Annotated in this window: 13 protein-coding genes; 11 read left to right on the plus strand and 2 right to left on the minus strand. The window is 63.6% G+C overall.

Features of this window, described 5'->3' with window-relative positions; all coding sequences use genetic code 11:
- The first annotated feature begins 97 nt into the window (after positions 1-97).
- From J2X01_RS19645 to J2X01_RS19690, 10 genes are all read left to right on the plus strand, one after another.
- On the plus strand, positions 98-1,240 hold the full coding sequence (locus J2X01_RS19645) for a VOC family protein (protein ID WP_310061447.1): 1,143 nt from the start codon (positions 98-100) through the stop codon (positions 1,238-1,240).
- Positions 1,237-2,175: a fumarylacetoacetate hydrolase family protein gene (locus tag J2X01_RS19650; protein WP_310061448.1), complete on the plus strand. Its 939-nt coding sequence runs from the start codon at positions 1,237-1,239 to the stop codon at positions 2,173-2,175. The genes J2X01_RS19645 and J2X01_RS19650 overlap by 4 nt, the downstream gene beginning before the upstream one ends.
- A complete protein-coding gene (locus J2X01_RS19655) occupies positions 2,172-4,070 on the plus strand; it encodes an acyl-CoA synthetase (protein WP_310061450.1) in 1,899 nt (632 codons plus the stop codon). Before J2X01_RS19650 ends, J2X01_RS19655 begins: the two co-directional genes overlap by 4 nt.
- Entirely contained in the window at positions 4,067-4,414 is a 348-nt protein-coding gene (locus J2X01_RS19660) for a DoxX family protein (protein ID WP_310061453.1), read from the plus strand. Before J2X01_RS19655 ends, J2X01_RS19660 begins: the two co-directional genes overlap by 4 nt.
- Positions 4,411-5,952 carry a bifunctional 3-(3-hydroxy-phenyl)propionate/3-hydroxycinnamic acid hydroxylase MhpA gene (mhpA, locus tag J2X01_RS19665; RefSeq protein WP_310061455.1) on the plus strand — a complete coding sequence of 514 codons (1,542 nt, stop codon included), beginning with the start codon at positions 4,411-4,413 and terminating at the stop codon, positions 5,950-5,952. The genes J2X01_RS19660 and mhpA overlap by 4 nt, the downstream gene beginning before the upstream one ends.
- Before the next feature lie 44 nt (positions 5,953-5,996).
- The gene (locus J2X01_RS19670) at positions 5,997-6,533 is read left to right on the plus strand and encodes a hypothetical protein (protein WP_310061457.1); all 537 of its coding nucleotides are present in this window, start codon (positions 5,997-5,999) and stop codon (positions 6,531-6,533) included.
- A 779-nt stretch (positions 6,534-7,312) separates the two neighbouring features.
- A complete protein-coding gene (locus tag J2X01_RS19675; RefSeq protein WP_310061460.1) occupies positions 7,313-8,005 on the plus strand; it encodes an Rv2135c family putative phosphatase in 693 nt (230 codons plus the stop codon).
- A gap of 24 nt (positions 8,006-8,029) precedes the next feature.
- Positions 8,030-8,584, plus strand: coding sequence for an Rv2134c family protein (locus J2X01_RS19680; RefSeq protein WP_310061462.1), 555 nt, complete (start codon positions 8,030-8,032; stop codon positions 8,582-8,584).
- A complete protein-coding gene (locus tag J2X01_RS19685) occupies positions 8,584-9,351 on the plus strand; it encodes an Rv2133c family protein (RefSeq protein WP_310061465.1) in 768 nt (255 codons plus the stop codon). Before J2X01_RS19680 ends, J2X01_RS19685 begins: the two co-directional genes overlap by 1 nt.
- A 447-nt stretch (positions 9,352-9,798) precedes the next feature.
- Positions 9,799-10,377, plus strand: a complete 579-nt coding sequence (locus J2X01_RS19690; RefSeq protein ID WP_310061469.1) for a dihydrofolate reductase family protein — start codon at positions 9,799-9,801, stop codon at positions 10,375-10,377.
- Between the two features lie 280 nt (positions 10,378-10,657).
- Here J2X01_RS19690 and J2X01_RS19695 read toward each other — a convergent pair whose 3' ends face one another.
- On the minus strand, positions 10,658-11,488 hold the full coding sequence (locus J2X01_RS19695) for a hypothetical protein (protein ID WP_310061472.1): 831 nt from the start codon (positions 11,486-11,488) through the stop codon (positions 10,658-10,660).
- 968 nt (positions 11,489-12,456) lie between these two features.
- Here J2X01_RS19695 and J2X01_RS19700 point away from each other — a divergent pair.
- The gene (locus tag J2X01_RS19700; RefSeq protein ID WP_310061475.1) at positions 12,457-13,269 is read left to right on the plus strand and encodes an MBL fold metallo-hydrolase; all 813 of its coding nucleotides are present in this window, start codon (positions 12,457-12,459) and stop codon (positions 13,267-13,269) included.
- Between the two features lie 373 nt (positions 13,270-13,642).
- Here J2X01_RS19700 and J2X01_RS19705 read toward each other — a convergent pair whose 3' ends face one another.
- Entirely contained in the window at positions 13,643-14,029 is a 387-nt protein-coding gene (locus J2X01_RS19705) for a nuclear transport factor 2-like protein (RefSeq protein ID WP_310061478.1), read from the minus strand.
- Positions 14,030-14,259: the final 230 nt, after the last annotated feature.

The raw sequence follows: 14,259 nt of genomic DNA on the forward strand, positions 1-14,259 counted from the left end.
TCCTACCATCGCAACGTCATGTCTGAATAAATCTTCAGATGTCTCTTGACTGACGATATCGTCATAACCGAAGATATATTCAGAAAGAGAGGCCACCATGAACGACCACCATGACCACACTGGGACCCACAGCGACCTGCACAGTGAGCAAGGGGCGCTGCGGGGCGAGCACCGCGGACGGGCGGCGAACCCGATCATCAAGGTGCAGGACATCGCCTGGCTTGAGTTCCAGAAACCAGACCTGCCCGCTGCCGAGACCTTCGCGCACGCCTTCGGCTTCGCCACGAGCCTGCGCACCCCTGACGAGCTGCACCTCCGGGGCACGGACACCGGAGCGCCGTGCGTGATCGTACGGCGCGGACCGCGATCGCAGTACCTGGGTGCCGCGTTCACTGCGGCAGAGGCCTCGGACGTCCTTCGCCTGGCTGACGCGACTGGCGCGACCTCAAGAAAGCTGCCGGAGACGATCGGTGGCATAGGGGTCGACCTCGTGGATCCGAGCGGCGCTGCGATTCGCGTCGTCGCAGACACGCACAAACTCCCTTCCCTGCCGGCCCAGAAGCCCCTGACGTTCAACGCCGGTCACGAGGTGGCGCGAGCCAACCGGACTCAGCGGCCACTGCGTCAACCGGCGACGGTCCAGCGCCTCGGTCACGTCGTGCTGCAGAGCACAAAGTACCGTGAAACGCTCGACTGGTACCTGCAGCACCTCGGCCTGATCGTCAGTGACTTCCTCTATTACCCGGGCCAGCGCGAGCGCGGTCCGACAATGAGCTTCATCCGCTGCGACCGGGGTCCGACACCAACCGACCATCACACCATGGCGATGACGCTGGGCCCGACGAATCGCTACGTGCACTCGGCGTACCAGGTCGCTGACCTCGATGCCCTGGCCGCCGGCGGTGAGTTTCTGCGCGACCTTGGGTACGACCGTTCGTGGGGGATCGGCCGCCACATCCAGGGCAGCCAGATCTTCGACTACTGGCGCGATCCCAACGGCTTCCTGGTCGAGCACTTCACCGATGGGGACATGTTCGACTGCACCCTCGAGCCCGGTTGGGCACAAATGTCCGCCTCCGGTCTCGCCCAGTGGGGCCCTCCGGCGAGCAAGGACTTCCTCGGGATCGCCCCTGGCCGAGAGTCGCTGCGTGAGCTGGCCTCGCTGGTCTCCGCGCTCCGCGACGACAACGAATTCGATTTCATGCGCCTGCGCGGCCTGATGAAAGTAGCCACCTCATGACCGTCTCCATCCTGCGTACCGCCGACGACTGGTGGGTCCACACGCCTACCGGCGCCGCCCGTATCGCCACCCCTGCGACCACCACGGGCGAGCTGCTCGCCGATCGAGCGGCCATTCACGCCGCGATCGGCGGCGGCGAAACTGTGCCGGTGGAAAACCTGGACCTTATCTCGCCGATCACAGTGCCTTGCCGCGTGATGGCCCAGATGACGAACTTCGCCTCGCACGTGAGGGACGCCGGCCTGGATCCTAAGAAAATCCCACTGACCTTCTTCCGCAAGTCCTCGGGCTCGATCAGCGGGCCCCATGACGATGTCGTCCGGCCCGCGCACGTGCGGTTCCTCGACTACGAGGCTGAGATCGGCCTCGTGGTGGGCCAGGAGACCCCGGTCGGCTCTGTCATCACCGGTGAGACGATCGCGGACTACATCGCTGGGCTCGTGATCACCAACGACATCTCGGCCCGCGACCTGCAACTCCCGAAGACCCAGTTCTACGAGTCCAAGTCCTACCCGGGCTTCACCCCCACCGGACCGACGCTCGTGCTCTTCGACGACGAGGACTGGAACCGCTTTGGTGAGCTGCGGTTGCGGCTGTGGGTAAACGGCGAAATCCGTCAGGACATGACGGTGGCCGACATGATCTACCTCCCCGTCGAGGCGTTGCAGGAACTCACCCGCTTTCAACACCTCTCCCCGGGCGACCTGGTTCTGACAGGCACCCCTGCCGGCACCGCACTGAGCGCACCACCGAAGCCAGTCGAGATGATTGGCAATTTGCTACCAACGGCCACTAAGTGGCGCCTGTTCTTCAAGGCCCAAAGCCGCAATCCGAAGTACCTCAAGAGCGGCGACGTCATCGAGATCGCCATCAGCACCGACGACGGGAAGGTCGACCTGGGGCGCCAGCGCACGACGGTGAGGGATGCCCGGTGAACGGCACGCCTCTCTGGCCCTGGTATTCGCGCCCAGACGACGTCGTCGAGATCGAGAGGACCCCCCTCTCCGAACGCCGACTTCCGGCATCGACGTACGAGCTGCTATCCCGGGCCGCCGAGCTGTGGCCGGATCGGACGGCAGCGGCGATACTTCGGAACACTGAGCGCTGGCAGGAACCGGTTAAGCTGACGTTCGCTGAGCTTCTCGCCGACGTGAACCGGATAGCGAACCTGCTGGCAGAAATCGGGGTCGGCCGCCAGGACACCGTAGCCTTGCTCTCGCCCAACTGCCAGGAGCTCATTTCCGCGACCCTGGCCGCCCAGACTGCCGGGATCGCCGTCCCGATCAACCCCGGTTTGTCCGAGGATTACATCGCCGAGCTGCTCCAGCGCTCGGGCGCACGTGTGCTGGTGGCCGCCGGGCCCGATCTCGATCCCGTCGTCACCGAGGCCGCTTTCAGCCTGGCGAAGAAGGGCCTGGTGGACTGTGTGCTCCTCCTGTCACCGACCGGGCAGGCACCAGCCGGCCCGGCCTCGACCGTCGGATACGCAAGCGTGGACTACCTGGCACGCCGGGCAGCAGACGCGTCGTCTGAGCAGTTCCACGGTGATCAGCCCGGACCAGGCGATCTGGCGGCACTCTTCCACACCGGCGGCACGACCGGTGCGCCGAAGCTGGCAGCACACACCCATGCCAACGAGATCGCCGACTCTTGGATGCTCGCAGCCTACGACCTCCTCGACGAGGACGCGGTGTACTTCGCCGCCCTTCCGTTGTTCCACGTCAACGCGCTCGTGGTGACCGTCCTCGCTCCCCTTTTCAAGGGCCAGTCGGTCGTGTGGTCCGGACCGCTGGGCTATCGTGACCCTGCCCTCTACGGCGTCTTCTGGAAGCTCGTCGAGCACCACCGGATTACCGTGATGAGCGCCGTTCCTACCGTCTACGCCACACTCGCCGCGTCTCCCGTGAACGCCGACATCAGCAGCCTGCGTTACGCCATGGTCGGAGCCAGTCCCTTGCCCGCGGCCGTGCGTGTCGGCTTCGAGGCGGCCACCTGCGTCCCCCTCATCGAAGGGTACGGCCTGACGGAGGCGACGTGCGTCAGCGTACGGAGCTTCCCAGGCGTCACCAGGAGCTCGCTCGGCTGTCGACTGCCCTACCAGGAGATTAAGGCGGTGCATGTCGACGAGGCCGGACACTGGCAAAATGTCGGACCAGGCACTAGAGGCCTGCTGGTGATCAAGGGCCCGACGGTCTTCCCCGGTTACGTCGTCGGCAACGGCCCCGACGGCATCGTGCTCGACGGCCTCGGCAAACTGCGGGACGGCTGGCTCGACACCGGCGACCTCGGACAGGTCGATGAGGACGGCTTCGTCAAGCTCACCGGCCGCGCCAAGGACCTGATCATCCGAGGCGGCCACAACATCGACCCTGCAACCGTCGAAGACGCCCTCCTCACCCACCCGGACGTGACCGGCGCAGCGGCGGTCGGCCGACCCGACCGGCACGCGGGAGAGGTACCGGTCGCCTACGTCACTTTGGCCGCGGGTGCGGCCACCACGACCGAGGACCTGATCCGCTGGGCGTACGACAAGGTCGGGGAACGGACGTCCTCGCCGAAGTCCGTCACCGTCATCGACCAGCTTCCGGTCACTGCAGTCGGCAAACCATACAAGCTCGCGCTCCGGGCGGACGCCACCCGGGTAGCGCTGAGCGAGACCTTGCGGGAGATCGCCGCCGTGCACGCAGTGGAAGCCGATATAGAGGACGGCACCATAGTCGTCACCGTTAGTGCTGACGAGGAATCGCATGCGGCCGTCGAGCGTACCCTCGACGAGTACGGCGTCCGATGGCGGATCACGCATCGGCCCGCACGAAAGGCGGATCGATGATCATCGTCCTCACGACAGCGCTGGTTGGATGCTTCACCATGCTGGGCCTGGCAAAGGTGGTCGGCGCAGCGGGGATGCCCGCCCGCGCCGCACATGTGGGCTTCACCAGTGCCGCTTACAAGCGCATCGGCGCTCTGGAACTGCTTGCTGCCCTCGGCCTCCTGCTCGGACTGGTCGAGGCGTGGATTGGCCTCGCGGCAGCCGTCGGCCTCGTGCTTCTGATGGCGGGAGCCTGCGTCTCCCATCTCAGGAACGGCGACGGTCCACGTGAGATCGCCCCGGCGGTTGGCATGACGGCGGGACTCGTCAGCTATGTTGTTCTCGTTGCGGCGGCAATAGGATGAGCGCCCACAACGATGGCGCGGCGCAAGTGGTCGTGGTCGGCGCTGGCCCTTCCGGGCTGGCTGTCGCCACCCTGCTCGGCCAATACGGCGTCGAGTGCCTCGTCCTGGACCGCTGGGAGGGCGTCTACCCGCTACCACGGGCTGTACACCTCGACGACGAGGTCTATCGCATCCTCAACCGCCTAGGCGTGGCGACGCAATTCGCTGGGCTCAGCCGCCCTGCACGCGGGCTACGTCTTCTCACACCCGACCACCGAGTGCTCGCGGAGTTCCAGCGACCTGCCGATGGCGGCGCCCACGGCTATCCCCAGGCGAACATGTTTGACCAGCCGGACCTCGAGCAGCTCATGCGCAACAACCTCCGGAACATGCCATCGGTGACCCTGCGCGGCAATGTCGAGGTGCTCCGTGTGACCCAGAGCAACGCAGCAGCCCGGGTCGACTTCACGGACCGTGTCACGGGGGCACGCGAGTCGGTCCGTGCCAGCCACGTCCTCGGCTGCGACGGCGCCAACAGCGTGGTCAGGAAGGCCATCGGAGCGGAGATGGAGGATCTGGGCTTCGAACAGCGGTGGTTGGTTGTCGACATCGATACCTCGGCGCCGCTAAACCAGTGGGAAGGCATCCACCAGCTGTGCGACTCCCACCGCGCCGGTACTTACATGCGGGTCGGGGAGGTCCGCTACCGCTGGGAGTTCCGACTGCTGCCCGACGAGACTGCCGCCGACTTTGCGACGATGGATACCCTCCATCCGCTGATCCGGCCGTGGACCGGCGGCGTCCCGGTAGACGATCTGCGCGTGATCCGGGTCGCCGACTACACCTTCCGCGCCCAGGTCGCCAACAAGTGGCGCGACCGCCACCTTTTCCTCCTGGGCGACGCCGCTCACCTGAGTCCTCCCTTCATCGGGCAGGGCATGGGGGCGGGACTCCGGGATGCAATGAACCTGGCCTGGAAGCTCGCCGGTGTTCTTGCCGGCGACCTCCCCGCAACCGCGCTGGCCAGCTACCAGACCGAGCGCAAGCGGCACGCGAGAAGAACCATCACGATCGCAAAGCTGTTCGGCCTCACCATGACCGCAGGCGGTCGCGTCGGTACCGGCCTGCGGAGGTTCCTCGCACCGGGCCTGCACCTCGTGGAGGGCATCCCCGCACAGTCCGGGACAGCTAGACTCCGTTGCTCCCGGCTCCTGGCACTCGCCCGCACTTCCGCCGTCGGACGTCTTTGCCCCAACGCCCGCACCTCGGTCACCCCGGACGCCAACCGATTCGACGACATCGCCGGCAACGGATTCGCGCTGCTAGCTCTCGCGATCACTCCCGAGGAACGCCAACGGATCCTCGACAAGGGTGCGGCGCCCGTCGTCCCCGACGCCGGATCTGAACTCCACCAGTGGCTCGTCCGACATCGAGTGGCTTCTGCGGTTGTCCGCCCGGATCGCATCGTGATGACCACCTCCGACTCCGTCTCCGGGAGCCTCACCCGCCTGCCCTCGTTCCACTGGGCAACCGCCAACGCCGAGCAAACAGAGCTATGAAAGGTCACCTGCCCACCGCAATGACCTGCCCCGAATCTGATGCTGTGAACGAAGAGCATGGGGATTTGCCCTTTCCATCAAGCCGTCGGCCGGACCCGGACGCGCAGCAACGCTCAGAGGCGCTCAAGGAGCGCGTGTACGTCACCTTCACCGCGCTGGCCGTGACGATCGCTTTCGAACGCGATGCCGGGCACGCGACAGTGGCCGGCGCTGCACTCACGCTCCTACTCACCGTCCTGGGCACGCTACTGGCCGTCTTTGTTGCAGATGTGATCGCACATATGGTCCGGGACAGCTCGCTACCATCCCGGGCCGAACTCGCCCACCTCATGTACGTGAGCTTCGGGTCTTTAGGCGTCATCGTTGCGCCGATGGCGATCCTTGGGCTCAGCGCACTTGGCCTGATCGGCGTGGCGCCAGCGCTCCGGGTGATCGCGGTGACCCTCGTCGCCACCCTGGTGGTCGTCGCGCTCTTCGCTGTGCGGCGACTGCCCGTCAAGCCATGGCTCAAAATCCTTGTACTCGCCATCATGGCTGCGCTTGGACTCGCAGTGCTCGCCATCGAGCTCGCCATCCACTGAAAAGTTTCAGGTGGCGTTTGCACCGCCGGCTCCGCAATCACGTCCGTATTCAGCTCTCGGTTTTGAGCAACTGATAGAAGGTTTCGGGCGAGGCCGCTTTTCTGTTCACCGCTCCAACCCGCGTCCGAAGCTCGATGGCCCGAGCGAGTTGATGGTGTGCCCTCCGCATTTGCTGCCTGTTCGTGCATCGCTGATCAGCGCAGGCATCCTCTTCGCACTGCTCTCGGCTGGCATTGCCGGGCTACTGCTTCGGCCCCGGGCAAACGGCTGGCTGGACGGTATGTCCCGAAGTGTCATCTTCGCCGTGCCGGTAATCCTGGTCCCGACAGTCGTCGCGCGCACTTCCTGATACCGCAGCCCTGATTCGAGCCTGCCTCGCGCGGATGGCTGTCGCGGACTTCGAAACGCCATGCCGGTTGTCAGTTTCAGAAGTCGTCTGCACAAACCGTCGTTTTGTCTGAAGTCGAGTGCACCAACCGTCATTCTGTCTGAAGTCGCCTGCACGAACCGCCACGGACGTTCGGAACTTTTAGGCGTTCGGCTGGGTCTCGGCGGTCAGCGTCTCCGGCGTACGGGGGTCGACTTCGGCCGGGGGTTCTGGCTGTGCCGGTTCTTCCGGCTTGCTGCGTCGGCCATGAGCTGGTCAATGCGTGCCGAATCCGTCTGGGCGGCTTTGAGCGCGTCGGCGTGCTTTAAGGGTTCCGCCGCTTTATCTGCCTGTTCGACGCGCGACCCGGTACGGTTCACACCGCCATCGAGCGGGTGGTTAGGCTGGGTGGATGGCGACAGTTATTCTCGTGCGGCACGGCCGCACCACAGCCAATGCCACTGGACTGCTGGCCGGTCGGGCCGTCGGCGTCAGCCTGGACCAGATCGGGCGCGACCAGGCGGCTCTGACCGGAGACCGGCTCGCGGCCGTGCCCGTAGTCGGAGTGGTGTCGAGCCCTCTTGAGCGCTGTCAGGAGACCGCCCAGCTCATCCTCGATCGCCAGGCTGGCGAGCCGTACGCGCCGGTCGATCTCGATCTCACCGAGTGCGATTACGGCCGGTGGCAGGGCCGCACGCTCAGTGATCTCGCGACCGAGGATTTGTGGCCGGTTGTGCAGTCGCAACCCTCCGCCGTCGTCTTTCCCGGCGGTGAATCCATGGCCGCGATGCAGGCTCGGTCGGTGGCAGCGATTCGACGCCACGATGCAGCCTTCGAAGCCGAGTACGGGCCAGGGGCCGTGTGGGTGGCGGTGAGTCACGGTGACATCATCAAGTCAATCCTCGCCGACGCGCTCGGCATGCACCTTGACCTGTTCCAGCGTATTAACGTGGGCCCCGCCTCCGTATCGATCGTGCGCTACGGCGCTAGTCGGCCGAGCGTCTACGCTACCAACACGGACGCGGGCGATCTGTCGTGGCTGTCGACCGGCATCCACTCTGGCGATGCGCCGGTGGGCGGCGGTGCAGGGCAAAAGGCGCCATGAACCTCATGTGCGTAAAATACTGACATGCCTACACGTGTTCACGAGTTTGCCTGGCCTGATCGGGTCGTCGTTGGCACCATTGGCCTTCCAGGGGCGCGCACGTTCTACCTGCAGGTGCGCGCAGGGACGCAGATCGTGAGTATTGCCCTGGAGAAGCAGCAGTCGGCTCTGCTCGCGGAGAAGATCGACGAAATTCTCGATCAGCTCATCACCGTCGAGGGCAACCCCTTCAGCATTCCCACGAGTACTCCCATTGAACTTGTCGACAATGACCAGCTCGAGGCCGTTCAGGAGCAGTTTCGCACCGGCGCCATGAGCTTAGGTTGGGACCCAACCACGGCCCAGGTCGTATTAGAGGCCTACCCCATCACCGATGTCGATGCTGATGACAACGACGAATCGCTTGATGAGGACGGCGCTAACGAGTCCGAAATGCTGGTGGTGCGAATGCCGGTCGGCACCGCCCGCGCATTCGCCAAGCGCACCAGTGAGATCGTGGGCGCGGGGCGTCCGACGTGCTCGCTCTGCGGTTACCCCATAGACGCCGACGGGCACATCTGCACCCTTCCCGAGGTCTGATGCCAGCGCCGGACCTAGTGACCGCCGAGCTGACGCTCACCGGCCGCATCACGACGGCTTCAAACGCTACATTCCTGGGCAGCATCGGCGACGTGGTGGTCGTCTATAAGCCGATAGCAGGCGAAAGTCCGCTGCGGGATTTTCCCCACGGCACCCTGGCTCACCGGGAGGTGGCCGCCTACCTGGTCTCGCAGGTCTTCGGCTGGGACGTGGTGCCGCACACCTGGCTGCGCGATGGGCCGATGGGCGAAGGAATGGTGCAGCTCTGGCAGGAGCAAGACCCCGCCCAAAGCGCCGTGAACCTGGTCGCGACGGACCACGTGCCGGAGACGGGCTGGAAACACGTTCTCGAGGGACGAGATGAGAACGGACGGATGGTCGCCCTCGTTCACGAAGACTCGCCAGCGCTCAGACGCATGGCGGTGTTCGACATGGTCGTCAACAACGCCGACCGCAAAGGCGACCACATTCTTGCCATGACAGACGGACACCGGCACGGCGTGGACCATGGGCTCACCTTTCACCGAGACCACAAGCTGCGCACGGTGCTGTGGGGATGGCGGGGAGAGGCTCTGACCGCCGAGGAACGCGACGGCATCGATCGTGTCAGCGAAGGACTGCACGGTGGTCTGGGCCGAAACCTGGCGGACTTGCTCAGCGCCGAAGAAATCGCATCGCTCGCCACGCGCTGCGCCCGGTTGCACTTGGCAAGGCGGTTTCCGGCACCGAGCGGTGAGATGTCGGCGCTGCCCTGGCCGCTGTTCTAAGGGAATTACGGCTACGGGCTTCGCAGGCTGTGTGACGTTGATGGCATGGATCTTAAGGTAGCGACGGAGCTTATCATTCCTGAGCGCGAGCTCGGCTGCCGATTCTCCAAGGAGCCACGCCCCGGCGGGCGACCCTCTGTTCCGAAGGTTTCGGTGATGGGAGAGACATCAACTGTCTCCGGGAATTCGCTGCCCAAGCCGATAACAGCGCATATGACTTCACCTGGTCGAACTCCGGGACTCCACGTTTGTCGCCGGCAACAAGCGTGGGCAACGCGGCTCGGATTCCCGGCTCTTGTACCCCCGCCTCACGGCTGACTAGGCTGACCATCACCACCGTCTTGGCCATGGTCAAGCACGAGGGCCTAGGGTTTCAGGAGTCCAACAGCGTTGGTTTCGCCGTTGATTTCAGCAATGTCTGCCCGGTTAACCACGTCCAGGAGCACCATGTCAGCGACCTACACGTTCGACGTATTTTCCAGTCTCGACGGCTTTGGCACCGCGAGCGGCAACTGGACCGGCTACTGGGGCAAGCAGGGCCCGGAACTGCTTGAGCACCGCCTCGCCCAGTACAGCCAGAAACAGCGGATGGTCTTCGGAGCCAATACATATCGCGCATTCGTCGAGATGTTGTCCTCAAGCAACGAAGAGTCTGAAGTCCGCGATCCGTGGGTTACTCGGATGATCAACCTGCCGGCAACTGTCGTGTCAACCACGCTTCGAGGACCTCTCGACTGGCCGGACGCGACCGTCGTCAGTGGCGACGCAGTCGACGTCATCGCACGGCTCAAGGAGGAGTCTGAGGTGCCATTGCGCTCACACGGTAGCCTGTCGATGAACCGGGCGCTGATGGCCGCCGGCCTGGTTGACCGCGTTCAGGTCACGATCTTCCCTGTGATCACCGGTCAGACCGGAATGAGCCCGATCTTCTATGGTGCGCAGGACTTCGACTTGGAGCTGATCGAGAACCTGACACTCGACGGCCACACACAAGAACTGGTCTACCGGCCCACCCTGCACGACTGAACCCGCCCCTGCCACCATGCCTCCGGGTGCCCATTGACACCGGAGGAGCCAACTAACTGCCCGCATCTGACTGAGCTTCGCTTGCCCTCAGCAGATCTTGGAGACGGAATAGTCCGCGCATGTAAAGGGCTTGCGGGCTCCCCTTATCCTCCACGGTCGGATACTTGTACACAGTGGTGCGACGGACCCGAACGACCTGGCGGGTTGAGAACCTGAGCCTTCACGTCGTGTACGCGCCTTTTGATCACAATCAATGGCAATGAGTCCGAGTAGCGTGGCACTATCCGTCTACAGCCCTTGCCAGTTCAGGGCTCTGGGCAAGTTCGACCAGCCCGTCCGCGTAATCTTCAACGGCGATGCACATAACCTTGAGCCGGTTGTCCAGGGATCCCCAAGGCCGGGATGGTTTGCCCGTCCTAATATGAGGCACCAGTTCGACCTCCCGGACGTCAATGTCGAAATCGAACTTCAGGTCAAGCAACTTCGGAGTCAGTGCTTCTTGCCCGACCTTGGTGAACGTGACCACGATGCCCTCGTCGTCGAGCGCTCCCTCGTTGATCTTTAGGTCGTGGATGACTTTCTTGTCATAGGTTCCTTTGACATTCTCCGGCCGCATCGCGAGTTCGTGGGCGACACGATGGCGATCAATGCGCGCAAGATCGTGCAGGATGCGAAGGCAATTCCACCCAGGGCTCTCAGCTTGGAAGGGCTGGATTCGGTGGAGAGCCTCAATCAGATGCGGGGAAAGGTACTGGAGCCTTTTCTTGTTGGCGGTCCATTCTTTGGGTGTAATGGCGATAGGCCATTGAAGTTGAGACGCACCCGGGGGTGGGTTGGTCCCGGAGTCGATGATCGCTACTGCGTAAAGACAGTTGTCCAATCCGGAGCGCAGGTTTTGAAGTGCTTCACCAAGGAGGATGGACAACTGGTCGGGGATAGGTTCCCTACGTTCAACCCTGATGGCCCCCCTGCCTCGTTCATCGATGTCGACTCGTATCCCGGATGGGCGGTGTTCAAGATACTCGCTGAGGACCTGGGCAAACTCTTTGATGTTGTCTTGAGCACGACTGATTCTGGCCCGCGACACGGACAGTTCACGTGGCGGCTTCACGCGGCGGTTCCTCCGGGCTAGAGAGTTCGAACTAGGCGGCAGATGTCGAGAGTCCCGCACGAGAAGTCTATGTGGCGCCCGGGGGGCTACGGGCCCACGTCATCACAAAACTCCCATAAAGCAGACGTAAGTGTGGACACTGTCCACACTTACTTTGGCAGGACAAACTGAGCAGGTGCGGCTCCAGTGACGTCTAAGTGAACCCTTCAGGAAGAATTTCGTACCTGAGTCGGCAGCGTTATGTAGTGCCCACAGCCCCGAACCATGAATACGTGTTGGCGACCCCGACCAACCCGACAGAACCGGAACGAGGAACCACATAACCCCACCCACAGCAGGCGGAAGGCCCACCAGCCAGGACCCTGAAACCCCGCGACCCACACACGTGAATAGGCCACCGCGGCGGCCAGGCCACGGCCCGCCCACCTAGCGTCAGAGGGACGCAAGCAAGCTTTGTACACACATTAAGGCAAAAACCCCTCTGACGAGGGGGTCCGCTGTGCCCGAGGTGGGACTCGAACTGCATTCCCTCCCTTGCAACCACTGGGAACTCCCGGAAACATACGGAATCCGGCCCGATCCGGCCCCTGAACGACCCGGTCCGAAGCCGCAAGCGTGCACTTTGTACACACTTCCTTTTTGCCCCATTCCAGGCAACCCATAGGAACCAGCGAAACGGCCAGTCAAAGTCATGAATCCGGCCACCCGCCTGTCTCACATATGCCGGACTGTGCACCCCCCGGGCTTTCATAGAATCCCGGCGGCTGACCTCACCGACAATCCGTAATCGGTGCGCCGGCTTCGCCAGTCCGCCCTCCCAAAGAGAAGGGCGGCCCGCCAACCCAATTGATACCGCACGGCTCTCTCTTCCTAGAACACTTTCGCTTGCCATAGTCTGGGCTCTCCAGCCTGCGGCCGACGGGAAATGGCGGGACAGCAGGCCACAAGACGCTTGGAAGGGACCGGTCATGCTGATCTGCGCAACCTGCGCCGTCGAACGCGACGAACCTGCCCCGGACGTTTGCCCGATCTGCGCCGATGAGCGGCAGTATGTGCCCGAGGATGGACAAAAGTGGCTCACACTGGACGGGCTGGCGCAGGAGGGCCAGCGGACATTGTTGAAGGAGAACGAGCCGGGACTTACCGCGATCACGACGGAGCCAAAAATCGGGATCGGCCAGACCGCCCAGCTTGTGGTGACACCCAGAGGTTCGCTGCTGTGGGATCCGGTCGGATATGTCGATGACAACGCTGTGGAGGCAGTCCTAGGGCGAGGCCGGGTCCTGGCGATCGCTGCCAGCCATCCACACATGTTCGGTGTGCAGGTCGAATGGTCGCATCGGCTCGGCGGCGTCACCGTCCTGGTGGCCGACGCTGACCGGCGATGGCTGGGGCGCAATGATCCGATCATCGAATACTGGTCCGGCAGTCAAACCATCGCCGAGGGGTTGGCCCTGCACCAGACCGGGGGGCACTTCCCGGGCAGCGCGGTAGTGCACTGGGCCGCGGGAGCGGGCGGCAAAGGAGTTCTGCTGACCGGTGACAGCGTGTTTCCGAATCCAGACCGCAGCTCGATCGCCTTCATGCGCAGCTACCCGAACCACGTGCCGCTATCCGGCGCGGTGGCGTTGCGAATCGCCGCGCAGCTGGGAGAGCTCAACTTCGACCGGATCTACGGCAACTTCAACAATGTAATCGCGACCGGAGCCAAGGCCATTCTGCACGATTCCGCCCAACGGCACGCTGCTTGGGCGCGCGGCGACTTCGACCATTTGACCTGAACCGTCCCCCGCTAGCGTCAGTTTGGGATCGAGGACAGGTTTATGCCCGGATCAAGGATTGCTCCCGGCCCGGGATCTTTCGCTTGGAAACGATCCCCGGCGCACATCTCCGGTCCTAAGGTCCACTTTGAGCCCTTCGTAAAACCCCGCGTTGCCTCACCAAGCCGGTACCTTCGCACCGGGCATCTCAGCGAACCCTTGAAGCCGTCGTTGCTTGGGAGAATCTGACCGTTCACCCACGCTCCCGCCTCCCGGAAGAGGAATCGAACGGGGTCTACCGTTACCGCGGCGGGCAATTGGGTGGCGCCGAGCTGACCAGCCCGGGCTTCGGCGGAGCGCGCCGTTTTGACGACGTCCTCGGTGATGGGGATCTTTACTGGGCCGGCGGCACCCGCGCGTTCAGGGCCTCATTGACGGGGGCGAAGGCGACCCGATCCAGGACGAGTTCGATCTCGCGGATTTTGTCCCCGTTGATGGTGAGCAGCTCGATACACCTGACGGCACCAGCAGCCGTATCGGTGATGAAGTCGTACACGATGCAGGCACGGCCCTGCGCGGTGAAGACCTCCTTGATGTCGTTGCGGACCAGCACCGGGAGAAGTCGCTTGAGCGCCGTGGTCCACCCGGCCTTGTCGAGCGTCGTACCGGCAAAGGTGGCTACGAGATCCTCACCGAGCATGTTTTCCAGGGCGTCAATATCGTGGAGGCCAACGGCCTGGATGTAGGAGCGTGCGATCCCTTCGACGCTGGAGTCCGGCATGGGAGATCCTTTTCCTGAGCAGCGGAGTGGCCCCGCCAGGGGGCCAGGGGTAGGCCAAGAACCCGCGAATGGTCACATCTTTTCCCAGAAGCCTAGCTGTATTAACCACGGACGTTGGTGACAGGCGGCGTGGTCAGGTGGACAAAAAGAAGACCTCCGGGTGGAGTGGGGCTTGTCTAGAGTCCAGTTCCACAAACGGAGGTCTTCATGTCCCACCCTAATGCTTTTCT

The organism is Arthrobacter ginsengisoli (assembly GCF_031456935.1).
Classification (GTDB): domain Bacteria; phylum Actinomycetota; class Actinomycetes; order Actinomycetales; family Micrococcaceae; genus Arthrobacter; species Arthrobacter ginsengisoli.

What these genes read in the sequence shown, in the direction of transcription:
- J2X01_RS19645 (WP_310061447.1), top strand. Translation starts at nt 98, where the DNA reads ATGAACGACCACCATGACCACACTGGGACCCACAGCGACCTGCACAGT.
- J2X01_RS19650 (WP_310061448.1), top strand. Translation starts at nt 1,237, where the DNA reads ATGACCGTCTCCATCCTGCGTACCGCCGACGACTGGTGGGTCCACACG.
- J2X01_RS19660 (WP_310061453.1), top strand. Translation starts at nt 4,067, where the DNA reads ATGATCATCGTCCTCACGACAGCGCTGGTTGGATGCTTCACCATGCTG.
- mhpA (WP_310061455.1), top strand. Translation starts at nt 4,411, where the DNA reads ATGAGCGCCCACAACGATGGCGCGGCGCAAGTGGTCGTGGTCGGCGCT.
- J2X01_RS19675 (WP_310061460.1), top strand. Translation starts at nt 7,313, where the DNA reads ATGGCGACAGTTATTCTCGTGCGGCACGGCCGCACCACAGCCAATGCC.
- J2X01_RS19680 (WP_310061462.1), top strand. Translation starts at nt 8,030, where the DNA reads ATGCCTACACGTGTTCACGAGTTTGCCTGGCCTGATCGGGTCGTCGTT.
- J2X01_RS19685 (WP_310061465.1), top strand. Translation starts at nt 8,584, where the DNA reads ATGCCAGCGCCGGACCTAGTGACCGCCGAGCTGACGCTCACCGGCCGC.
- J2X01_RS19690 (WP_310061469.1), top strand. Translation starts at nt 9,799, where the DNA reads ATGTCAGCGACCTACACGTTCGACGTATTTTCCAGTCTCGACGGCTTT.
- J2X01_RS19700 (WP_310061475.1), top strand. Translation starts at nt 12,457, where the DNA reads ATGCTGATCTGCGCAACCTGCGCCGTCGAACGCGACGAACCTGCCCCG.
- J2X01_RS19705 (WP_310061478.1), bottom strand. Translation starts at nt 14,029, where the DNA reads ATGCCGGACTCCAGCGTCGAAGGGATCGCACGCTCCTACATCCAGGCC.